The organism is Phaeacidiphilus oryzae TH49 (assembly GCF_000744815.1).
Lineage (GTDB): Bacteria > Actinomycetota > Actinomycetes > Streptomycetales > Streptomycetaceae > Phaeacidiphilus > Phaeacidiphilus oryzae.
Genome location: NZ_JQMQ01000005.1, coordinates 6,382,574 through 6,404,264, shown reverse-complemented (window position 1 = coordinate 6,404,264; position 21,691 = coordinate 6,382,574). Strand labels below are relative to the sequence as shown.

The following is a 21,691-nucleotide window of genomic DNA, read 5'->3' as shown; positions in this document are numbered from 1 at the left end:
ACGCTCCGGTACGCATGATTGACGCGCCGGCCGGGGCCGCTTTAGCCTGCCATGCAGGTTACTTAACGATCGTTCAGTCAGCCCGTCACCATGACGCCCACATGACGACCACGATTGACGAAGGGGCCCCGGCATGAGTCTGGATCTGGACGCCGTCGGTCGCACCGCCGGACCGACCGAGGTCTCCTGGACCTCCACCGACGCCCTGCTGTACGCCCTGGGCGTCGGCGCCGGGCAGGACGACCCGCTCGCCGAGCTGGAGCTGACCACCGAGAACACCGCCGGGATCGAGCAGCGCGTGCTGCCCTCCTACGCCATCGTCCTGGGCCAGCGCGGCCCCCACACCGACCTCGGCGACTTCGACCGCAGCAAGCTGGTCCACGCCGAGCAGGCGCTCACCCTCCACCGGCCGCTGCCGGTGGCCGGCCGGGTCCGGCTCACGGCCGAGGTGACCGGGATCCAGGACAAGGGCTCCGGGGCCCTGGTCACCTCCGCCACCACGGCCGAGGACCCGGAGACCGGGGAGGCCCTCTTCACCTCCGAGTCCTCGGTCTTCATCCGCGGCGAGGGCGGCTTCGGCGGGGAGCGGACGCCCTCCCCGCCCTGGGCGCCGCCGGAACGGGACCCGGACCACGCGACCGCCGTGACGATCCGTCACGACCAGGCGCTGCTCTACCGGTTGAGCGGGGACCGCAACCCGCTGCACTCCGACCCGGGCTTCGCCGCCCGCGGCGGATTCCCTCGCCCGATCCTCCACGGGATGTGCACCTACGGGACCACCGTGCGGGTGCTGCTGCGCGCGGTCGGCGCCGACCCGCGCGACTGCGCCTCCGTCACCGGCCGCTTCACCAAGCCGGTGCTTCCCGGCGAGAAGCTCACCGTCCAGGTGTGGAGCGAGGGCGGCCGGCACTGGTTCCGCACCTCCGACTCGGAGGGCGCGGTGGTGCTCGACCGCGGGCTGCTGACGCTGCGCGACGGCGCCGGGAGCGGCGCATGAGCCCGGCGGGCCCGCACCGCGGCAAGCCGGTGCCGGTGCCGACCGCCACCACCCGCCCGTACTGGGAGGCCGCCGCCCGCGGGGAGCTCTGGCTCCAGCGCTCGGCGGAGACCGGGGAGTACGTCTTCTACCCGCGCGCCCACTCCCCCTTCGGCGCCGCCGACACCCTGGAGTGGGTGCGGGTCAGCGGGCGGGCGACGCTGGACTCGTACGTGATCAACCACCGTCCGGCGCCCGGCTTCGAGCCGCCGTACGTGATCGCGATCGTGCGGCTGGCCGAGGGCCCGCGGATGCTGGCGAGCCTGGTCGGCGTCGCACCGGACCCCGAGCGGCTGGTGCTGGACATGCCGCTGCGGGTGGAGTTCGAGCAGCGCGGGGAGGGCGAGGAGGCCGTAGCGGTCCCCGTCTTCCGCCCGACGACCACAGAGGACGGGGTGCCCGCATGAAGCCCGGAACGGTGGCCATCCGCGGCGCGGCGGAGAGCCGGATCGGCAGGGTGCCCGAACTGACCGAGCTGGAACTGCGCGCCGAGGCGGCCCGACTCGCCCTCGCCGACGCCGGTCTGACGCTGGATCAGGTCGACGGGGTGACCAGCGCGTCGCAGTCCCCCATCGACGTCGCCCACTATCTGGGCATCTCCCCCACCTGGTACGACGGGACCAGTGTGGGCGGCTGCTCGTTCCTGGTGCATGTGCGGCACGCGGCCGCGGCGATCGCCGCCGGCTACTGCTCCACGGTGCTGGTGCTGCACGGCGAGTCGGGGCGCTCCGGAGTGGGCCGCCCGCCGCGCGGGATGGCGGCCGACTCGGTGGCCGGGCAGTTCGAGCAGCCGTACGGGGTGACCGCGCCGTTCAACCGGTTCACCCTGCCGGCCATGCGCTTCCTGAAGGAGACCGGCACCACCCACGAGCAGCTGGCCGCGGTGGCCGCCGTGCAGAGCCGGTGGGGGGAGGGAAACCCGCGGGCCGGCCGGCCGCAGCGGGTGAGCGTCCAGGACGTGCTGGACTCGGAGCTGATCGCCTACCCCTTCCACAAGCTGGAGTGCTGCCTCCGCACGGACGGCGGCGGGGCACTGGTGGTGACCTCGACCGAGCGGGCCGAGGACGGGCCCCGGCCGCCGGTGTACCTGCTGGGCTCGGGCGAGGCCGGCGAGTCGCCGCTGGTGTCGGTGATGGCGGACCTCACCTCCTCGCGCGCCTTCCGCGAGTCCAGCGCGGCGGCCTTCGCCGAGGCCGGGATCACCCAGGAGGACGTGGACCATCTGATGGCCTACGACGCCTTCGCCCACCTCCCCCTCTACATGCTGGCCGACCTGGGCTTCGTGGACCGGGCGGACGCCGGCGCCTTCGTCGCCGAGGGCCATACGGCGCCGGGCGGCCGGCTGCCGATGAACACCAACGGCGGCGGCCTCCGCTACACCCACACCGGGATGTACGGGATGTTCGCCATCCAGGAGGCGGTGCGGCAGCTGCGCGGGGAGGCCTTCCGGCAGGTGCCGGGGGTGGAGACCAGCGTGGTGCAGGGCGTCGGCGGGATGTTCACCGCCGCCGCGACGCTGGTGCTGGCGAACCGGAAGCCGTAGCGGGCGCGGCCCGGGGACGGGACCCGGCGTCGTCGGAGGCGGTCGCTCCGGCGGCGCCGTCCCGCGTTCCCGCTGCCCGCGCAGCCGTCGGTTCTTGAACGCTGCACGCCCGTTGACGGGTCCTTGTCATCAGTGCTTGACTGCGGGCCGTGCCGGAGTGGTACAGGCCAATTCCGCTTACGCGCCCCCCACGGCCGCGCTCCGGCTGTCCTACTGTCTCTCCCCACGAGGCGTCACTATGCCTGCACAGCACAGTAGAAGGAGCTTCCTCGCCCGCAGCGCCGGAGTGCTGGGGGCGGCGGCCGCCGCCGCAGCCGGCGGCACGCTGCTGGACCTCGGACTCGGCGGCGGCGGTTCCGCGCACGCCGCGACAACGTTGCCGGTCACCTTCCAGAACCAGACCGGCTCCTACCCCGACAACCAGGCCTGGGCGTATGTGGTCGGCGTCGCGCCGGGCGGCCAGCAGTGCTACGTCCGCGCCGACGGCACCCTGGTCCCGGTCAGCCCGTCGCTCAACGGCTCCGACGGCTACGCCGACCTCTCCATCCCGTTCGCCGCCTCCGGCGACACCACGCTGTCGCTGCCCAACATGTCCGGGCGGATCTACTTCTCCCTGGGCGAGAAGCTGAAGTTCAAGGTCGTCACCGACGGCAACGGCAACAACGCCCTCCAGTACCCGGCGGGCTGGGTCAGCGGCGACCCCAGCTACAACGTCCTCCACGACTGGATCGAGTTCACCTTCAACGACACCGGGATGTACTGCAACACCACCATGGTGGACATGTTCAGCATCCCGCTGAGCATCAAGCTGACCGGCGGCTCGGGCACCCAGACGACCGGCCAGCTGGTCCCCGGCGGCCGGGACGGCATCTTCTCGGCGCTGGCCGGGCAGTCCGACCCGAGCTGGTCCAAGCTGATCGTCGGCGACAGGCTGCGGGTGATCGCGCCCGGCCACGGCATCGACACCGGGGTCTTCCCCAGCGGCTACTACGACTCCTACATCGACCAGGTGTGGTCCCAGTACGCCGGCGAGGACCTGTCCGTCACGGTCTCCGGCACCGCCCACACCGGGCGGGTCAGCGGCGGCTCGCTGGTCTTCGACGGCGGCGCGGCCAGCTTCGGCAAGCCGAAGACCTCGGACGTGTTCTACTGCGCGGGCGCGCTGGCGCCCGGGGCCGGGATCTCCGGACCGCTGGCCGCGCAGCTGGGCGCGGCCTTCAACCGCTCCACCCTGCTCACCCACCCGACCCAGCCGGTCACCGACGCCGGGCAGTTCTACCTGTCCGCGCCGACCAACGTCTACTCGCAGGTGATGCACCAGCACACGGTGGACGGCAAGGCCTACGGCTTCCCCTTCGACGACGCGGAGAGCTTCGCCGCCTACGTCCAGGACACCGCGCCGACGGCGATGACGGTCGACCTGACCTCGTTCACGGATTGAACCCCACCCGTTCGAACGAGGCCGGGCCCTGGGGTGTCGCGGCGGAGCCGCGAACCCAGGGGCGCGGGGAACCGCGCGCCCAGCCGACCACTGCGCCGCACCCGGTAACGGCGCCTGGGTTGCCACCCGGACTCCGTACCCGGCTGCGGCGCCGTTGGTCGCTGGGCGCGCCCCGCGGCGCAGTGCTCAGTGCCCGGCGACCGGGTGCGGGGCGTAGTGCTGCTCCAGCAGCTCCACGTCCTTGTCGCTCAGCTCCAGGCCGACCGCGGCGACCGCGTCGTCCAGGTGCCGCTGCTTGGTGACGCCGACGATCGGCGCGGTCACCGCGGACCGGCCGAGCAGCCAGGCCATCGCCACCTGGGCGCGCGGCACCCCGCGCTCCTCGGCGACCCGGCCGACCGCGTCCACGATCCGGCGGTCGCCCTCGTGGTAGAGGCTGCTGCCGAAGCGGTCGGTGCGGCTGCGCTCGGTGTCCTCGCCCCACGGGCGGGTCAGCCGGCCGCGGGCCAGCGGGCTCCAGGGGAGCACGCCGACGCCCTGGTCCTGGCAGAGCGGCAGCATCTCCCGCTCCTCCTCGCGGTAGAGGAGGTTGTAGTGGTCCTGCATGGAGACGAAGCGGGTCCAGCCGTGCAGGGCGGCGGTGTACTGGGCCTTGGAGAACTGCCAGGCGTACATCGAACTGGCGCCGATGTACCGGGCCTTGCCCGCCTTGACCACGTCGTGGAGGGCCTCCATGGTCTCCTCGATCGGAGTCGCCGGGTCCCAGCGGTGGATCTGGTAGAGGTCGACGTAGTCGGTCCCGAGGCGGGCCAGGCTGGCGTCGATGCCGGCCATGATCGCCTTGCGGGAGAGGCCCGCGCCGTTCGGCCCCGGCGCCATCCGGCCGTGCACCTTGGTGGCGAGGACGATCTCGTCGCGGCGGGCGAACTCGGCCAGCGCGCGGCCGACGATCTCCTCGCTGGAGCCGTGCGAGTAGACGTTGGCCGTGTCGAAGAAGTTGATGCCGGCCTCGATGGCGCTGCGGATGATCGGCCGGGAGGCGTCCTCGTCCAGGGTCCACTCGTGCGGACCGCGGCCGGCCTCGCCGAAGCTCATGCAGCCGAGGCAGATCCGGGAGACGTCGAGCCCGGTGCTGCCGAGCTTCACGTACTCCATCTCAGTGCTGGGCGTCGTCACGTGACCTCCTGCGGGAGCGGTGGTGCGGTGGAGCGCTGCGGTTGCTGCTCGATCAGCCAACCTACTTGCCCGGTGCGACGCCGACCAAGGGGCCCCACCGCCCGCGCGGCCGCCGGGTCAGGCGCTGCGGATCGCCGCCAGGTCCAGCTGGAGCCGGACCCGCTCGCTGACCAGCGCTCCGCCGTCGGCCAGCCGGTTGTTGTAGGTGAGGCCCCAGTCCACCCGGTTGATGGTGGTGGTGCCGTCGAAGCCGGCCCGCTCGTAGCCGAAGGGGTCGATGACGTGGCCGAGGAAGGCCAGGTCGAGGACGACGGGCCGGGTGACGTCCCGGAGGGTGAGCTCGCCGGCCATCCGGTAGGTGTCCGGGCCGGACACCTCGACGCCGGTGCTGGCGAAGGTCATCCGGGGGTAGGCGGCGGCGTCCAGGAAGTCCGGGCCGGTGATGTGGGCGTCCCGCTGCTCCACGCCGGTGTCCACGCTGTCGATCTCCACCGAGACCTCGGCGCGGGAGCGCTCGGGCCGGCTGCCGTCCAGCAGCAGCCGCCCCTCGAAGCGGGTGAAGGCACCACGCACAGTAGTCACCATGGCGTGGCGGACGGAGAAGCCGATCCGGCTGTGGCCGGGGTCGACCATCCACTCCCCGGTGAGGCCGGAGAGGTCGGCGGGCGCCGGCCCCCGGTGTTCCCCGGGGCGTTCCAGGGTTGCCGACGGGCTCCCCGGCGACACGTATCCGCCCTGGTCGGCGACGACTCGCGACGCCGACCTGCGGTGAAACAGACTGACCATGACAACACAGCTACACCCCGCGGCCAGCTCCCCGCAATCTTGGTCCCGAGCCCCTCACCCGACTTCCCCGAATCCCCACGGCGCCCACCCGGGAACCGTCGTGGCGTCACCTTCCGTCATCGGCAGGTGACTTGGCGGCTCCCGGGCCGTCGTGGCCCGGGCCGTCGTGGCCCAGACCGCCGCCGCCCGGCCGGAGGTCAGCCGGTGTAGACGTCCTCCTGGTAGTCGCCGGCGGCGAGGGCCGCCTCCAGCCAGTCCGGCCGGCCGTGCCGGGCGGCCAGGTCGCGGAAGGCCGCGCGGACCGCGGGGGCCATCCGGGAGCCGTCGCCGCAGACGTGCACCCGGGCGCCGGCCGCGAGCAGCGGCCAGAGCTCCTCGGCCTCGGCGGCGATGCGGTGCTGGACGAACCGGACCGGGTCGCCGGCCTCGCTGAAGGCCGGGCGGACCGCGACCGCCCCGGCCGCCTCGGCCGCGCGCAGCTCCCCGGCGTGGAGGAAGTCCCGGTCCTCGCGGTCGCAGCCGAAGAAGAGGAGGGCAGGGGCCAGCCGGGCGCCCCGGGCGGCCAGGGCGGCCCGCTCGGCGACCACCCCGCGGAACGGCGCCAGCCCGGTGCCGGCCGCCACCATCACCACCGGCCGCTCCGCCGCCTCCTCGGCGGGGATCCGGAAGGCCTCGCGGCCGGGCCGAACCCCGGCCAGGACGGTGTCGCCGGCCAGGACCCGGCGGGCCAGGTAGCCGGAGCCGGTGCCCTCGCAGCCGTCCGCGCGCTCCAGCAGCGAGACCATCAGGTCGACCTCGCCGGGCCGGTCGCCCGGGGCGGAGGAGATCGAGTAGTGGCGGGGGCGCAGCGGCGGGAGGAGCTCCAGCAGCAGCTCCCAGCCGACGGCCCCGCGGAGGGCCGGGTACCGCTCGGCGAGCTGGGCGAGGGTGCCGGAGGGGGAGCCCGCGGCCAGCGCGGCCCGCTCCGGCGGGCAGGGGTCGGCGGCGGCGAGCAGCTCCAACTGCCCGGGATTCAGCCGCGCGTTGAGCTCCAGGTGGCGGGTGAGGAGCGCGCGGGCGGTCAGCGGCCGGTCCACCGGCAGCCGGCGGTCGCGGACGTCGAGCACCGCGTCCAGGTCCAGGTCGAGCCCCTTGGCCAGCCGCTCCACCGCGTCCGGGTCGTTGGCCGGGAGGACGGCGAGGTGGTCGCCGGTCCGGTAGGTCTCCCCCTCGGGGAGGGCCAGCCGCAGGAAGCGCTTGGTGCGCGGATGCTCGGGGGCGGTGAGGTCGCGCGCCTCCAGGACCCGCAAGGGGGCCAGCCGGTGCCGGGCCGCGAGGGCGTCCAGGGGGCCGGCGGGGAGGACGCGGACGCTGCGGCCGCTCTCCGCCGGGACGGGGGCGGCGACGGCGTCCGGGTCGCCGTACCGGTCGAGCAGGGCGTTGCGCAGCGCGCCGCCGAACTCCCGTACCGTGGCGCCCAGATCGCCGGAGGCGTCGGCCGCGGCGCGGTCGGTCAGCCGGATGCCGCCGAGTTCGGCGAGCCGGGCGTCGATGAGGGTGGGGATCCGCTGGTAGGTGGCGGCCCAGTTGCGGTCGCCGACGCCGAGGACGGCGTAGGAGGCCCGGCATCCGCCGTCCGCGGCCTCCAGCGCGGCGACGAACGCGGCGGCGTCGTCGGTCGGGCGGCCGTTGTAGGAGGCGGCGACGATGACCACAGGACGGTCGGCGGGCAGCCGCTCCGGCGGGTAGGCGTCCAGTGCGGCGGTCTCCGTCTCCCCGCCCAGCTCCTCGATGTCCAGGGCGAGTTGCTGGGCCAGCTCGCGGCAGGTGCCGTAGTTGCTGCCGTGCAGCAGCAGGACGCCGGTGCCGGCACGGAGGCGTCCGGTGGCGGCGTTCTCGGGGCGGGCGGCGGTCGCCGCGGCGGTCCCGGCACGGTGGCGCTCGGTGCGCGGCCTGAGCCGGAGGGTGAAGCCCTCGGGCTTGAGGGTGAGGGTCTCCTTGACGTCCAGCCGGTAGTCGGCGTGGTCCAGGAAGCGGTAGCGGTGGGCCAGCAGGGCGAGCAGCATGGTGGCCTCGTGGAGGGCGAACTGCCGGCCGATGCAGGCGCGTTCGCCGGTGCCGAACGGCTTGTAGGCGTCCACCGGGCGGGCCGCCTCGGCCTGCGGGGTGAACCGGTCCGGGTCGAAGAGCTCCGGGTTGTCGCCCCAGACCGGCTGCCGGTGGAGCATCGGGCTGAGGACGGTGACGCCCTCGCCGGCGCGGAGCGGGATCCCCCGGCCGTCCTCCCCCCAGCGGCCGGCGCCGAGCACGGTGTCCTCGCGGGCCTCCCGGCTGAAGGCGGCCGCCGTGGGCCAGAGCCGCAGGGCCTCGTTGAGCACCTGCCGGGTGTAGGGCAGCCGGCCGATCTCCTCGAAGCCCGGCAGGGGGTCCGCGGTGCCGCCCCACAGGGCGTCCGCCTCCTCCTCCACCAGGCGGGCCGCGGTCGGGTGCTTGGCCAGGTAGTAGAGGGCGAAGGAGAGGGCGCCGGAGGTGGTCTCGTGGCCGGCGATCAGGAAGGTGATCACCTGGTTGCGGATGTTGGCGTCGTCCAGCGGGCGGCCGTCGGAGGGGTGGGGGGCGCTGAGCATCAGGCCGAGGAGGTCCTCCCGCTCCGGGCGGGCGGCCCCGGTGCCGGCAGCGGCCCGGCGGGCGGCGATCACCTCGTCGACGACGCCGGCCAGGAAGTCCGCGTCGGCGCGGAAGGCCTGGTCGGCGGCGGCGTAGGCGGCCGACTCGGCGGCGGAGGCGTCGGGGCGGCGGCCGAGCCTGGTCATGCTCCACTCCAGGCAGCGCACCATGGCCGCGACGAAGGGGTGGGGCTCCCGGCTGTCGAAGGAGCCGAAGTCGTAGCCGAAGCCGGCCAGGCCGATGGTGTCCAGGGTCATCCTGGTCATGTCCCCGGGGACGTCGACCGGGGCGCCGTCCCGCGCGGCCCGGTCCCAGGAGTCGATCACCCGGCGGGCGACGTCCAGCATCACCGGGTGGTAGGCGCGCATCGAGCCCATGGCGAAGGCGGGCATCAGGATGTCGTGCGCGCGCCCCCAGTTGGGCTCGTCGTTGTAGGCGGTGAAGAGCCCGTCGGCGGCGAACTCGCGGACGTTCTCCAGGGCGGGGCCGACATGCTTGGCGAAGCGGTCCTCGTCGGAGAGCTCGGCGACCAGGTCGAGGTCGCTCACCAGCAGGTTCCGCCAGTTCCCCTGACGGCGGATCAGCACCGGTCCGTGCTCGCGGATCAGCTCCATGGCGCGCTGGATGGGCGTACGGGTCGGGCCCATTGCGGTGACGTCGATCTCCGGGATGTGCATGGCACCATCCTCCGGCGGCCCGCGGCCCGGTCCGGACGCCCGTACTACACGAACATGTAGTATCGATCGGCGTGGCGGACTTGCACCAGGACGCGGTGACGTGGCGGAACCGGTTCCTCATGCTGCTGGACCGGCTTCCGCAGCCGATCGCGATCTGCGACGCCCACGGCACCGTACGGGCCTGCAACGCCGCGCTGGCCGCCGAGTGCGGGACGGTGCCGGGAGCCCTGCGCGGGGTGGACCTCCTCACCCTCTTCGAACCGGTGGACCGGGCGCAGTTGCGCCGGATCACGGAGGCGATCCGGCTGCGCCGGCGCTCCCGCTACCCGGTCACGGTGGTCTGGACGGCGGCGGACGGCACGGCCAGGCGGGCCGAGGTGAGCGTCGACCCGGTCAGCGACAGCGTGCAGGAGGTGCCCTCGCTGCTGGTCCAACTCCGGTTCGCGGAGGGCGGGAAGACGGAGCCGGCGCGGGCCGCCGCCGGTGGCGGCGAGGTCAGCCCGATCGAGGCGCAGACCCTGGCGCTGCTGGCCGGCGGCGCCACCACCGACCAGGCGGCCCGCGCCCTCGGCCTCACCCGGGACGGCGTCACCTACCACCTCCGCCGGCTCTCCGCCCGCTGGGGCGCGGCCAACCGCACCGAGCTGGTCGCCCGCGGCTACGCCTGCGGCGCCCTCGCCCCCGGATGCTGGCCGCCCCGCCCGGCCTGAAGGGCGGGCTCCCCCCTCCCGCGAGCCCCTCCCGCGAGAACGCTGTTCACCCCTTCTGACATGCAGCGTTCAGCAAAGGGCCCGGGGCGTCTTTCCGTCTCAGCGGAGTATCGTTCCGGAGGTGAGCACACTCCCCGCAGAGCAGCCCCAGATCCCCGAGCCGGCGTGGCGCAAGCGCGCCGTCGAGCGCTCCACCGCGGCCGCCAAGCGCCGCGCCGAGCAGCGCATCCAGCGCTTCCTGGACGCGGCCCAGGAGCTCATCTCGGAGAAGGGCACCATCGACTTCACCGTGCAGGAGATCGTCGAGCGCTCGAAGCAGTCGCTGCGCAGCTTCTACCAGCACTTCGACGGCAAGCACGAGCTTCTGCTGGCGCTCTTCGAGGACTCGCTCTCCAGGACCGCGGTCCAGCTGCGCGAGGCGGCCGCCCGGCAGCAGGACCCGATCAAGCGCCTGAGGACGGCGGTCGAGTCGCTCTACGAGCGGTCCCGGCCGCGGGCGGACGGGCAGGGCCCGCTCTTCACCGACTTCGCGCTGCACCTGCTGGTCCGGCATCCGGACCAGGTGGCCACGGCGCACGAGCCGCTGCTGGGGTTCTTCACCGACCTGATCCGGGAGGCGGCCGACGCCGGCGCGATCGAGGCGGGACACCCGCACCGGACGGCCTCCCTGGTCGTCCAGACCGCGCTGCTGGCCGCCCAGACCCCGGGCGCCGGCAGCGCGGCGGAGCCGCTGACCGCCGAGGAGGTCTGGCGGTTCTGCCTCGGCGGCATCTCCGGCGCGACGCCGGGCGGGCGGCGAGCGGCGTAGGCGCAGGCGCGGGCGCAGGCGCAGACGTAAGGGTGGGCGGGGGCGCCCTCCTCGTCGCGCGATCGCTGGATTCCTCCGGGCGTGATCGGGAAGAATACGAACTCCGTTGCGACGCACAACCGGTGGCAGCGGAGACCTCGAGGACAGGAGCCGTCCGTGTGCGCTGACTGGTCACCGCCGGAGTTCGACACCGGGACTCCGCACTCGGCGCGGATCTACGACTGGTGGGCCGGCGGCAAGGACAACTTCCCGGTCGACCGGGAGGCCGCCCAGCGGGTCGCCGAGGCCCGCCCCGGCGTGCTGGCCACGGTCCGGGAGAACCGGGCCTTCCTCCGCCGCGGGGTGGACGCGATGGCCCGCGAGCACGGGATCCGCCAGTTCCTGGACATCGGCACCGGCCTGCCCTCCCCCGGCAGCACCCACGAGATCGCCCAGGCCGTGGACCCCTCGTCCCGCGTCCTCTACGTGGACAACGACCCGATGGTGCTGGCCCACGCCCGGGCCCGGCTCACCGACCTGGGCGACCGCACCGTCGGCTACCTGGACGCCGACCTGCGCTCCCCGGAGTCGATCCTGGCCTCCGCCGAGCTGAAGGCCGCCCTGGACCTGGACCGGCCGGTGGCGCTGATGCTGCTGGCCATCCTCCACTTCGTCCCGGACGACGACGAGGCGCGGGGGATCGTCCGCCGGCTGATGGACGCGCTGGCGCCGGGCAGCATGCTGATGATCTCGCTGTGGGCCGAGGACCGGCCGCCCGCCGAGCAGGTGGAGGCCACCGAGCGGTACGCGGACACCGGGATACCGGTGCGGATGCGCACCCCGGCGGAGTGCGCCGGCTTCTTCGAGGGGCTGGAACCGCTCGACCCCGGACTGGTGCCGGTCTCCCAGTGGCGCCGCACGGCCGCCGACGGCGCGGCCCCTTCCCTCGCGGACGTGGCGCTGTACGGCGGGGTGGCCCGCAAGCCCGGCGGCCCGAAGGCCGGCCGGGCCGCCGCGGCACAGGACGCGGAGAAGTGAGGACGCGGTGGAACCGTCCGACCTAGCATGCGCCCATGACGGTTGACGATCGCGCTCGGGCCGCGGTGCTGGCACCCGGCGGGAACTACGGTCCGGACGGGCCGCTGCTGATGTTCGCGGCGGCCGCCGCCGAGCAGCGGGGGGCCGGGGCCTACCCGGTCGGGTACGGACCGGGCGATCAGAAGGACCTCTACCCGCGGGTCCAGGCGGCGGTCGCGGCGGCCGTCGACGAGCTCGGCCCTGCGGTGGCACCGCTGCTCGTCGGCAAGTCCCTGGGCACCGCCGCGGCCGCGGTGGCGGCCGAACGCGGCCTCCCCGCCGTCTGGTTCACCCCGCTGCTGACCGAACCGGAGGTGGTCGCCGCGCTGCGCCGGGCCACCGCCCCCTGCCTGCTGATCGGCGGCACCGCGGACGACTGGTGGGACGGCGGGGTGGCCCGCTCGCTCTCCCCGCACGTCCTGGAGGTGGACGGGGCGGACCACCGGATGTTCCTGCCCGGCCCGCTGAAGGACTCGGCCTGCGCCCTCGGCGAGACCGCCACGGCGGTGGAGCTCTTCCTCGACGAAGTGGTCTGGCCGGCTGTCTGACTGCACGTCAGTTCGCCTGCCCGCCTTCGCCGACCCGCCTCGCCCAGGCGATACGACGGGCACCGCCCGGGCCGGGCCGGGGGGCGTTCGGCACCGGCCCGGGCGGAGATCAGGCGGGTTCGGTGCCCCACCCGAGGGCGCCGCCGACGTACGCGGTGACCTTGGCGGTGTCCGCGTAGGCCGTACCGCCGGCGGCGTAGCTGTAGTCGTCCGCCTGGTCGAAGGCGGACCAGTCGGTCTTGTTGAAGCGGTTCTGGATCTCGCCTGTCGAGGCGCCCGGCGCCAGCGAGCCCGCAGCCGAGCCGAACGAGACCTCCAGATAGTGGTCCGCGCCCGGCCTGGCGGCGGCCATCGCCACCACCCGGCTGGAGATGTTCGAGGCGCCCAGGGCCGCGTAGTCGACATAGGTGCTGAAGGTGCTCGCGCCGGCGTCGGCGGTGAACCAGTACCGCAGGGTCACCGCCGACAGCGGGAGCGGCCGGCTGCCGGTGTTCACCAGTTGGAGTCCGGGCCGGATCTGGTTGGTCGTCGGATCGGTGGCGTAGTCGCGGTACTGGACCCTGACCGTCCCGGTCGCCGGCGGCGGGGTGCCCCCGCCGGTGCCGCCCGTGCCGCCGCCGCTCCCCGCGGTGTCGCAGTACAGGATGCCGCGGCCGTTGGTGCCGAGGTAGACGCGGCCGTAGACGCGCGGGTCGCCGGTGATCGCGGCACCGATGGCGCCGTACTGGTGCCGGTCGTCGTTGACCCGCGGCCAGGTGGCGCCGGCGTCGTCGGAGCGGAAGACCCCGCGGACCCCGGCCACCTTGCCGATCAGGTAGAGCGCCGGATAGCCCGAGCCCCCGGGGGCGGGCATCCCGGCCCCGATGTTGTCGGCCTCGTCGACCCCGGCGACCCGGCCGAAGGTGGCGCCGGAGTCGGTGGAGTGCCACAGCCCGTAGGCGTTGCCGCTGCTGCTCCCGCCGGCCAGCCAGATGTCGCCCTCCCGGCCGGGCAGCGCGCGGAAGGCGACCGTGCCGGAGGACGGCAGGCCGCTCGCCGCCGTCGCCGTCGCCGCGAACGAGGCACCGCCGTCCGTGCTGCGGTAGAAGGTGCCGCCCGAGAAGGCGTAGAACTTCTTCGGGTTGACGCGGTCGGACCGGACCACCGCACCGGACGGGACACCGCCCGAGCTCGCCGTCCACGAACTCCCGCTGTCCGTCGAGCGGCTGACGGAGGCTCCGGCGGGCGCCCAGACCGCGGCCGAGCCGTCGGCCGCGACCGCGATCGTTCCGCCGCCGGTGACCCCGCCGGGCTCGCTGCCCGCCTGCCACCAGTCGGCGCCGCCGTCCGAGGAGAAGCCGGCCCGGTTGACGTTCGGATTGCCGCTCCGGTCGATGTTCCCGGCCCGCACGATCACCGCGGGCGCGAGTTCGGCGTAGTCCAGGCTGGTGGTCGTGGTCAGGTTGGGCGCGGTGTACATCAGGGCGGGGACGGCGGCCAGGTCGTCGTGGCGGAAGCCGCCGATGTCGCCGAGCGCGGAGAGGAGAGGGGCACCGGCGGGGGGACTGATCAGGTCGTTGACGGCGGTCTCCTCCAGGCCGGCGACCATGGGCGCGAGGGTGATGGTGCCCCCGGCGTCCCAGCGGGTGAGGTCGGTGGTGGCGTAGAGGGTGGCACCGGTGCCGTAGAGCATCCGGTCGGAGTCGAAGGGGTCGATCTCCATGGCCTCGGTCATCCAGCCCAGCTTCGGGCTGGGCACCGGCGGCGCGGGGGCTTCCCCGAAGGTCAGCCAGGGTTCGGCGGAGGCGTCCAGGGTGTAGCGGAGGCTGCGGTCCGGATAGCTGGTGTAGTCCCAGATCCGGGTCCAGTGGGCCCCGCTGTCGGTGCTGCGGAAGATGATGATGTCCGGCCACCAGGAGACCTGGGTGGCGACCATCAGGGTGCCCGGGTGCTGTCGGTCGATCGTGAGCCCGGAGTAGCCGAAGTAGTCGTTGTCGGTGTCGGTGGAGGGGACGGGGCTGATCCGGGTCCAACTCCCGCTCTGCGTACCGAACTTCCAGACGTCACCGGAGCTGCCGTCGTACGGGCCGCCGGTGTCGCTGGTGGCGAGGTAGAGGAGGTGGTTCACCGGGTCGAGGACGCCCTTGTGGGCGATGAAGCCGGTGGGCGCGCCGGGGACGGCGGCCCAGGTGGAGCCGCCGTCGGTGCTGCGGTAGACGGTGTTCGCCAGGTCCGCCACGCCGACGTAGACGTCCTGCGTGGGCTTGCCGGGACTGCCCGTGGAGGGGTCGAAGACCACCCAGACCACGCCCTGGAGGTCGCTCTGGTACCCGGTGGTGTCGCTCGGATCGGCCACGTAGGTGCCGGGGTTGGGGAAGCTGCTCACCTTCGACCAGGTGGCGCCGGAGTCGGTGCTCCGCCACAGGCCGTGGCCGCTGGGCGCGCCCAGATAGAGGATGCGGTTGTCGTTGGGGTCGACGGCCAGCCGCTCCCCCATCCCGCGGCCGGGCATGTTGCCGCCCAGCTTGAACGGGAGGGGGGAGACGGCCCAGGTGGCACCCTGGTCGGCGGAGCGGAGGACGGCCCCGTTGTTCGGGTCCCAGCTGTTGGTGTACATCCCGACGGCGGCGTAGAGGTTGTCCGGGGCGACGGGGTCACTGGCCAGGCTGACCACGCCGTTGTAGCCCCAGTCGTCGAAGCCCACCCAGTCCAGCAGCGGGACCCAGGAGCCGGCGGCCGGGTCCCAGCGGTAGGCACCGCCGATGTCGGTGCGGGCGTAGAGGAGGCCCGCCCGGCTCTGGTTGAAGACGATGCCGTCGACGAAGCCTCCGCCGCCGATCCGGACACCGGTCCAGCTGCCGGTGGTGGCGGTGGCGGCGGCGCCTGCGGCGGGGGCCTCCGCCCAGGCCTTCGCCGTCCGCGGCCCGCCGATCGCGGCGAGCAGGGTCGCTCCGGCCGTGGCGGAGACGAAGCGCCGCCGGGAGATGCCGTGTTCTCGGGGGGACATCGCTGTCGTTCCCTTCCCTTCCGTCGGGGCCGCTCGGCTCAGCCCGCCGTGCAGGTGAGGGTGGGGGCGGTGTTGCCGCCGGAGTAGGTGGCCTGCAGCCCGAAGCTGGTGCTGCCGCCGGGTGGGATGTCCGCGTTGTACGACTGGGAGGTGGCCGTCACCGCGGTACCCGACTGGCTGTAGACGGCGTTCCACATGTTGACCACCGCCTGGTTCCCCGGCCAACTCCAGGACACCTTCCAGGACTTGGTGTCCGCCGAACCGGTGTTGGCCACCGTCACGTTCGCCGTGAAGCCACTCCCCCAGTCACTGCTCACCGCATAGCTCGCCTTGCAGCCGCTACCGCCCGGCGGCGTGGTCGGCGGGGCAGTGGTCGGAGGCGCGGTCGTCGGAGGCGCGGTCGTCGGAGGGGCGGTGGTCGGCGGGGCGGTGGTGCCCCCGGCGGCCGCGGTCAGGTCGTTGGCGACGGCGGTGTACGCCGGCTTGGTCTGGTAGTTGGAGTCGTAGAGGTCGGCCGCGCCCTGCCCGGAGAAGGTGCCCGGCACCCAGGAGTACTTGTCGGTGAACTCCCACACCGTGATGCCGACGCAGCGCGAGACCGCCAGGCAGGCGTTGGTGACCTGGCTGTAGTAGTCGGCCTGGGTGGTGTCCTGGGCGCTGGTCTCCGGCAGGGTCATCCGGACGTCCAGCTCGGTGATCGCCACGTCCACGCCCAGGGCGGCGAAGCGCTGCAGGTTCTGCTGCATTCCGGTGGGGAAGCCGTACTGGATCGCCAGATGCGTCTCGAAGCCGACCCCGTCGATCGGCACCCCCTGCGCCTTCAGCGAGCTCACCAGGTTGTACATCGCGTCGGCCTTCGCGCCCGTGCCCTCGATGTTGTAGTCGTTGAGGTACAGCTTGGCGCTGGGGTCGGCGGCGTGCGCGGTACGCAGCGCGTCGGCGATGTACCCGGTGCCCATGGCCTGGTAGAAGACGTCGCTGCGGTAGGAACCGTCGTCGTTGAAGGGCTCGTTGACCACGTCCCAGGCGTAGATCGAGCCCTTGTAGTGGCTGACCTCCTGGGTGATGTGGTTCTCCATGGCCGCCTGCACCTGGTTCAGCGGCAGGCCGCTCACCCAGCCGGGCAGCTGGCTGTGCCACACCAGGTTGTGGCCGCGGACCAGCTGGTTGTGCTGCTTCGCGTAGGAGACCAGCTGGTCGCCGCCGGAGAAGTCGAACTGCCCCTGGTTGGGCTCGACGGTGTCCCACTTCATCGCGTTCTCGGGGGTGACCGCGCTGAACTGGCTGCCCAGGATCGAGGTGTAGGTGGTGTCGGAGGTGAGGGCGGAGTTACTGACGGCCGTGCCGAAGTAGCGGCCGCCGGCCGCGGAGGCGAGCTGGCCGAGGGTGGACTGCGCGGCGGCGCGCGGAGCCAGCACGCCGAGTGCTCCCAGCATCGCGAGGAGGACCCCCGCCGCGAGGGCCGCGAGCCATACCGGTCTGAGCGTTCTGGGCATGGTCGTTCTCATTTCTGGTGAGGTGCCGACGAGGTTCGTGGGGTGCGGACGAGGGGTGCGGCCGCCCGGCCGGGCTTCGGGGGGAAGGGGGCCCGGCCGGGCGGCCGCCGGCTCAGCCGGGGGTGCAGCTGAGCGTCGGGGCGGTGTTGCCGCCGGAGTAGGTGGCCTGCAGGCCGAAGCTGGTACTGCCGCCGGGCGGGATGTCCGCGTTGTACGACTGGGAGGCGGCCGTCACCGAGGTAGCGGACTGGCTGTAGACGGCGTTCCACATGTTGAGCACCGCCTGGTTCCCCGGCCAACTCCAGGACACCTTCCAGGACTTGGTGTCCGCAGAACCGGTGTTGGCCACCGTCACGTTCGCCGTGAACCCACTCCCCCAGTCACTGCTCACCGCATAGCTCGCCTTGCAGCCACTACCGCCCGGCGGCGTGGTCGGCGGCGCGGTGGTCGGCGGCGCGGTCGTCGGAGGCGCGGACGTCGGCGGCGCCCCGGTGGCTCCGCTGAGGACGACCACCGACTGGGCGGGAACGCTGATCGTGCTGCCCGATGCGGTCCCGGAGGTGATGCCCCCCGGGTCGGCGGCCGAGTAGCTGGACGAGGTCTCCGAAGCGCTGGTGATCCCCAGGTCCGCCGTGCCGACCGAGGTGGCCGCCGAGCCGGCGTTGACCAGCATCACCGCGTAGGAGCCGTCCGGCAGCTGGGAGTAGTAGCTGTACAGGTCCGCGGTGCCGAGCGGCAGCGTGCCCACCGTGGCCCCGTGGACGGCCAGCTTGGAGGCCAGCAGGTAGCCGTAGTACGGCGGGTAGGGGGTGTCCCCGCTCGGCTCGCCGTTGCCGCCGGAGGAGAACATGCCGAAGTCGGCGGTGGGCGAGCCGTAGTTGTGGACGTCCCACCAGTCGATGCTCTGCGCCCCGTTGGCCAGCCACTCCATCGCGTTGGCCGCGGAGAAGAGGGCGCCCACCGGCTCCTCGTTCCACGCGTTGGCGGCGTTGGACATGTTGGTCTCGCCCACCACGAACTCGGCCTTCGGGTCGTACGTGGAGAGCGCGGTGTGCACCTCGGCGGCCGCGGCCGGGACCCTGTCCACCAGCTGCATGATCGACTGGACGCTCTCGGTCGGCGTCCCGTTGATCGGGTACCAGTGGACGTCCGCGCAGTCGATGTCGGCGGCGTCCGCCTGGAGGATGGTGTCGTTCCAGTCCTGCCAGCCCGACACGCCCGCGCCGGGCGCCAGGTCGCCGTCCATCGCGTAGTCGTAGCAGATCTGCGCATGGGGGTCGGCGGCCTTCATGGCCTGCATGTAGCTGAGGGCGTTGGTCGCGTACGAGGAGGCGGTGTGGGGGTTCGCGTGGTCGTCCACCTCCCAGGACCCGTACTCCTCGTTGCCGACCTCCCACAGGGCCACACCCTCGCCGCTGGTCTGCGACTGCTTGACCCAGGCGGCGGCCGACGCCGGGGTGTCCGAGCCGTAGTCGACGGTGACCAGCTTCTGGCCGCCGCCGACCGCGTCCACCTGCTTGGCGTAGGCGCCGAAGTCCACCGACTGGGTCTGCCCGGAGACCGAGTTGCTCTGCCAGAGGTACTGGTCGGCCCAGGAACCGCCGGGGTAGCGGACCAGCCCGGTGTGGGCGGCGGAGAGGGCCGGCGCGATCGCCGCGTCCGTGAAACCGCCGTCCCAGGCGGCGGTGTTGACGCCGAGCGGGTCGAGCGAGCCGCTGAGGGTCGCGCTCGCGGAGCCCTCGCCGGTGTCGGCGGGGGCCGGGGCGGCCGACAGCACCGCGGCGGTTCCTGCGGCGGCGAGGGTGAGCGCCAGCGCGGTGGCGGTGGCGGCCCAGCGCCTGCCCGGGCTCGGGGATCGGGCCATGCCTGACTCCCTTCTCTCTGTCGAGGGCGCGGTGCGCCTCAGGCCGGCTCCGTGCCCCAGACGAGGGTGCCGTTGACGTAGGCGGTGACCTTGGTGCTGTCCGCGTACGAGGTGTTCGTGGCGAAGCTGTAGTCGTCGGCCTGGTTGAAGGCGGACCAGTCGGTCTTGTTGAACCGGTTCTGGATCTGCCCGGTCGAGGCGCCCGCGGCCAGTGAGCCGGCCCCGCTGCCGAAGGAGACCTCCAGGTAGTGGTCCGCACCGGTCTTGGCCGAGGCCATCGCGACCACCCGGCTCGACACGTTCGACGAGCCCAGCGCGGCGTAGTCGACATAAGTGCTGAAGGTGCTCGCGCCACCGTTGGCGGTGAACCAGTACCGCAGCTTCACGGTGGTCAGGTCGAGCGGGGCGCTGCCCGTGTTGACCACCTGGAGGCCCGGCCTGATCTGGTTGTCCGTCACATTGGTGTCGTTGTCGGCGTACTGGACCTTCACCGTCCCGGAGCCCGTGGACCCGGCCGCCGTGGTCGCCGTCACCGCCGCCGAGGGCGGGGAGACGTTCCCGGCCGCGTCCGAGGCCGTCACGGTGTACGTGTACTTCGTGGAGGCGGTCAGTCCGGTGTCGGTGTACGACAGCGAGGTGGTCGAGCCCACCTGGGTGCCGCCGCGGAGCACCTGGTAGCCGGCCACCCCCACGTTGTCGGTGGCGGCCTGCCAGGACAGCGAGACCGAGGAGGCGGTCACCGCCGTCGCCGTCAGCCCGGTGGGCGCGGACGGCGGGGTGGTGTCGCCCGTTCCGCCGCCGCCCTCGAAGAGCTCGCCGTACACCGCGAAGGCCATCGCGACGTCCGCCTGGGCCCAGAAGCGGTGGTAGGTGAAGACGGGCGCGGAGCCGCCGTTCAGATAGCTCTGCACCTTGGCGAAGTCCGGGTCGTTCTTGTACCAGGAGCGGAGGGAGAGGAAGGTCGCGCCGGGGGCGATCTTGTCACCGCGGGGCATCGTCCCCGACCAGCCCGAGGGCACGTACACCGTGCCGCTGAAGTTGCTGTAGTCGGTGCGGGTCTCCGGGACGGTGATCCCCTTGCTGTCGGTCATCGTCGACAGCGCGTCCAGCAGGCTCTTGGCCAGGGCGGCCGAGGCGCTGTCGCCGGACTTCGCCGCGTAGTAGCAGAGGGTCTTGACGTAGGCCGCGCAGACGCCCACATCGCTGCCGGTGGAGGCGACCGTGACGTGCAGTCCGGTGTTCCCGCCGGGGCTGCTGGGGTTCCAGGTGTCGGGCTGGCCGCTCCAGGTGAGGTCGGAGGGGATGGTGAAGCCGGTTGCGGTGACGGTGGTCTTGGACGTCGCCCAGGGGACCCACTTGTCGAGGATCGCCTTGGCGGTGGCGTTGCCGGACACGTAGTAGTACTCGGCGACCCGCTCCATCCCCCAGGCCTGGAAGCCGAACCAGTTGTTGCTGGGCGGGTCGTGGTAGACCGGCTCCCAGTCGTAGGCCATCCCGTAGAAGGTGGAGTCGCCGGAGGGCGGGGTGCCGTACTGGCCGTTCCAGCTGTTGGTGCAGCCGCCGGCGATGCCGCCCTCGGCCGACTGCAGCCAGCGCAGGAACTCCAGCTGGCGGCCCAGGCTGGTGGTCCAGTCGCTCTGCGCGGTGGGCGACTTGGGGGTCAGGGCGGGGATGCTGGACATCGCCCAGGCCGCCAGCGGGTTCTGGTACCCCTGCGCGGAGGCGCCGTCGCCGATCCGCCAGGCCCAGCCGCCGCCGGGCTCGGCGCCGCCCCAGGCGTAGTACCAGGAGAGGAGGTAGTGGGCGGAGCTGCGCCCGCTGCCGGCCGAGCAGGTCTGCGCGTTGGTGCAGTTGCCGATCTGCTTGAAGTACTTGTCGAAGAGGGCGTAGCGCAGGTAGTCGCCGAGCTTGGCGGCCTTGGCCACGGAGGCGGAGATCTGGCCCTCCGCGCCCTGCGCCGAGGCCCACCGGTAGGCCCAGTAGGCGGCCTGCACGGCGCGGGCGTCGGCGTCCGGGGCGTTGGTGTACTTCCACTGCTTGGCGTAGCCGCCGCTCTGGGCGACGAAGAGGTCCAGGTAGCCGTTGGGGCCGCCGTAGGCGAAGAGGTCGGTGCAGGGCTGCGGGACGGTCTTCCAGACGGACTCGGAGGAGCCGCGCTGGTAGCTGTTGATGTAGGAGACCCCGGTGGCGGTCGGGCCGTTCTCGGCGCCGGTGCCTGGGGTGTTGCCGTAGCCGTAGGTGTTGTCCACGTCCAGCAGCCAGTGCATCCCGTAGACGTCCTGGGTGCCGTAGGTGCTGGAGAGCTCGCTCGCCAGCGGGTCCTGGCCCACCGCCACCGAGGTGTTGATGGCCGCCGGGTAGTCGGTGATGTTGGGCGACTCGGGGATGTAGCTGGCCGGTGAGCTCGGGTTGTAGGAGGCGTTGCTGGGCTGGTCGGTGTGCTGCGGGATGATGTACTGCTCGGCCGTGGCCCAGGCGTGGTTGAAGGCGGTCCAGTCGCCGGTCACCCGGCCGTAGGTGGCCTCCAGCCAGAACCAGTAGCTGAAGGTCTCCGAGGTGGTCTGGTGGCCGTGGTCCGGGGCCTCGACGATCAGTGTCTCGACGCAGTGGTAGGGCACGCCCTGCGGGCTGAAGTAGCCGTTGGCCGAGTCCTTGATCTTGTTGTACTGGGTGAGGAACTGCTGGGTGTAGGCGTCGGTGGCGGTGGCGGCGGGGCCGGCGGCGAGGTCCTGGGCGGCGGTGGCCGCGAAGGCGGACTTCGCCAGTGCGGGACCGGTCACCGCCCCGACCAGGGCGGCGCCCACGGCGGTGGCGAACCGTCTGCGCGATACGGGGTCTGCCATGGGGGATCGGTGTCCTTCCTCGGGTGGCTGGCACGGGTGGGGGTGTGGAGGCCACGGGGCCGGCGGCGGGCAGTG

At 73.0% G+C, this 21,691-nt stretch carries 15 protein-coding genes; 8 read left to right on the top strand and 7 right to left on the bottom strand.

The window, feature by feature from the left end:
* Window positions 1–133: 133 nt before the first annotated feature.
* The 4 genes from BS73_RS32185 (at window position 134) to BS73_RS32170 (ending at window position 4,020) form a co-directional block, all read left to right on the top strand.
* The gene (locus BS73_RS32185) at window positions 134–997 is read left to right on the top strand and encodes a MaoC/PaaZ C-terminal domain-containing protein (RefSeq protein WP_037577885.1); all 864 of its coding nucleotides are present in this window, start codon (window positions 134–136) and stop codon (window positions 995–997) included.
* A complete protein-coding gene (locus tag BS73_RS32180; protein ID WP_037577884.1) occupies window positions 994–1,443 on the top strand; it encodes a Zn-ribbon domain-containing OB-fold protein in 450 nt (149 codons plus the stop codon). The genes BS73_RS32185 and BS73_RS32180 overlap by 4 nt, the downstream gene beginning before the upstream one ends.
* Window positions 1,440–2,579 carry a thiolase C-terminal domain-containing protein gene (locus tag BS73_RS32175; protein WP_037577882.1) on the top strand — a complete coding sequence of 380 codons (1,140 nt, stop codon included), beginning with the start codon at window positions 1,440–1,442 and terminating at the stop codon, window positions 2,577–2,579. Before BS73_RS32180 ends, BS73_RS32175 begins: the two co-directional genes overlap by 4 nt.
* A gap of 238 nt (window positions 2,580–2,817) precedes the next feature.
* On the top strand, window positions 2,818–4,020 hold the full coding sequence (locus BS73_RS32170) for a beta-1,3-glucanase family protein (protein WP_037577880.1): 1,203 nt from the start codon (window positions 2,818–2,820) through the stop codon (window positions 4,018–4,020).
* Between the two features lie 186 nt (window positions 4,021–4,206).
* Here the strand turns inward: BS73_RS32170 and BS73_RS32165 are convergent, their stop codons facing one another.
* The 3 genes from BS73_RS32165 to BS73_RS32155 form a co-directional block, all read right to left on the bottom strand.
* Complete coding sequence (locus BS73_RS32165) at window positions 4,207–5,175, bottom strand: aldo/keto reductase (RefSeq protein ID WP_037577878.1); 969 nt, start codon at window positions 5,173–5,175, stop codon at window positions 4,207–4,209.
* A 138-nt stretch (window positions 5,176–5,313) separates the two neighbouring features.
* A complete protein-coding gene (locus BS73_RS32160) occupies window positions 5,314–5,982 on the bottom strand; it encodes a YceI family protein (protein WP_084704518.1) in 669 nt (222 codons plus the stop codon).
* A gap of 197 nt (window positions 5,983–6,179) precedes the next feature.
* Entirely contained in the window at window positions 6,180–9,305 is a 3,126-nt protein-coding gene (locus BS73_RS32155) for a cytochrome P450 (RefSeq protein ID WP_051941240.1), read from the bottom strand.
* A 71-nt stretch (window positions 9,306–9,376) separates the two neighbouring features.
* On the opposite strand from BS73_RS32155, the gene BS73_RS32150 reads away from it, so the two are divergent.
* The 4 genes from BS73_RS32150 (at window position 9,377) to BS73_RS32135 (ending at window position 12,427) form a co-directional block, all read left to right on the top strand.
* Window positions 9,377–10,015 (top strand): helix-turn-helix transcriptional regulator, encoded by a 639-nt coding sequence (locus BS73_RS32150; protein ID WP_037577874.1) that lies wholly within the window; start codon window positions 9,377–9,379, stop codon window positions 10,013–10,015.
* A gap of 121 nt (window positions 10,016–10,136) precedes the next feature.
* Window positions 10,137–10,823, top strand: coding sequence for a TetR/AcrR family transcriptional regulator (locus BS73_RS32145; protein ID WP_152617800.1), 687 nt, complete (start codon window positions 10,137–10,139; stop codon window positions 10,821–10,823).
* A 156-nt stretch (window positions 10,824–10,979) separates the two neighbouring features.
* On the top strand, window positions 10,980–11,840 hold the full coding sequence (locus tag BS73_RS32140; RefSeq protein ID WP_051941239.1) for an SAM-dependent methyltransferase: 861 nt from the start codon (window positions 10,980–10,982) through the stop codon (window positions 11,838–11,840).
* 35 nt (window positions 11,841–11,875) lie between these two features.
* A complete protein-coding gene (locus tag BS73_RS32135) occupies window positions 11,876–12,427 on the top strand; it encodes a hypothetical protein (protein ID WP_037577873.1) in 552 nt (183 codons plus the stop codon).
* Between the two features lie 109 nt (window positions 12,428–12,536).
* Here the strand turns inward: BS73_RS32135 and BS73_RS32130 are convergent, their stop codons facing one another.
* The 4 genes from BS73_RS32130 to BS73_RS32115 all read right to left on the bottom strand — a co-directional run bounded on the left by BS73_RS32130 (window position 12,537) and on the right by BS73_RS32115 (window position 21,616).
* The gene (locus BS73_RS32130) at window positions 12,537–15,413 is read right to left on the bottom strand and encodes a cellulose binding domain-containing protein (protein ID WP_084704517.1); all 2,877 of its coding nucleotides are present in this window, start codon (window positions 15,411–15,413) and stop codon (window positions 12,537–12,539) included.
* Between the two features lie 38 nt (window positions 15,414–15,451).
* Window positions 15,452–16,909 carry an endo-1,4-beta-xylanase gene (locus BS73_RS32125; RefSeq protein WP_235215601.1) on the bottom strand — a complete coding sequence of 486 codons (1,458 nt, stop codon included), beginning with the start codon at window positions 16,907–16,909 and terminating at the stop codon, window positions 15,452–15,454.
* Between the two features lie 112 nt (window positions 16,910–17,021).
* The gene (locus BS73_RS32120) at window positions 17,022–18,773 is read right to left on the bottom strand and encodes a cellulose binding domain-containing protein (protein WP_037577871.1); all 1,752 of its coding nucleotides are present in this window, start codon (window positions 18,771–18,773) and stop codon (window positions 17,022–17,024) included.
* A gap of 38 nt (window positions 18,774–18,811) precedes the next feature.
* A complete protein-coding gene (locus BS73_RS32115; protein WP_051941238.1) occupies window positions 18,812–21,616 on the bottom strand; it encodes a glycoside hydrolase family 48 protein in 2,805 nt (934 codons plus the stop codon).
* Window positions 21,617–21,691 lie beyond the last annotated feature (75 nt).

Bases quoted from the DNA above. Each gene is read 5' to 3' on its own strand.
- BS73_RS32180 (WP_037577884.1), top strand. From the start codon at position 994: ATGAGCCCGGCGGGCCCGCACCGCGGCAAGCCGGTGCCGGTGCCGACC.
- BS73_RS32175 (WP_037577882.1), top strand. From the start codon at position 1,440: ATGAAGCCCGGAACGGTGGCCATCCGCGGCGCGGCGGAGAGCCGGATC.
- BS73_RS32155 (WP_051941240.1), bottom strand. From the start codon at position 9,305: ATGCACATCCCGGAGATCGACGTCACCGCAATGGGCCCGACCCGTACG.
- BS73_RS32160 (WP_084704518.1), bottom strand. From the start codon at position 5,982: ATGGTCAGTCTGTTTCACCGCAGGTCGGCGTCGCGAGTCGTCGCCGAC.
- BS73_RS32170 (WP_037577880.1), top strand. From the start codon at position 2,818: ATGCCTGCACAGCACAGTAGAAGGAGCTTCCTCGCCCGCAGCGCCGGA.
- BS73_RS32125 (WP_235215601.1), bottom strand. From the start codon at position 16,909: ATGCCCAGAACGCTCAGACCGGTATGGCTCGCGGCCCTCGCGGCGGGG.
- BS73_RS32115 (WP_051941238.1), bottom strand. From the start codon at position 21,616: ATGGCAGACCCCGTATCGCGCAGACGGTTCGCCACCGCCGTGGGCGCC.
- BS73_RS32185 (WP_037577885.1), top strand. From the start codon at position 134: ATGAGTCTGGATCTGGACGCCGTCGGTCGCACCGCCGGACCGACCGAG.
- BS73_RS32165 (WP_037577878.1), bottom strand. From the start codon at position 5,175: ATGGAGTACGTGAAGCTCGGCAGCACCGGGCTCGACGTCTCCCGGATC.
- BS73_RS32135 (WP_037577873.1), top strand. From the start codon at position 11,876: ATGACGGTTGACGATCGCGCTCGGGCCGCGGTGCTGGCACCCGGCGGG.
- BS73_RS32120 (WP_037577871.1), bottom strand. From the start codon at position 18,773: ATGGCCCGATCCCCGAGCCCGGGCAGGCGCTGGGCCGCCACCGCCACC.
- BS73_RS32130 (WP_084704517.1), bottom strand. From the start codon at position 15,413: ATGTCCCCCCGAGAACACGGCATCTCCCGGCGGCGCTTCGTCTCCGCC.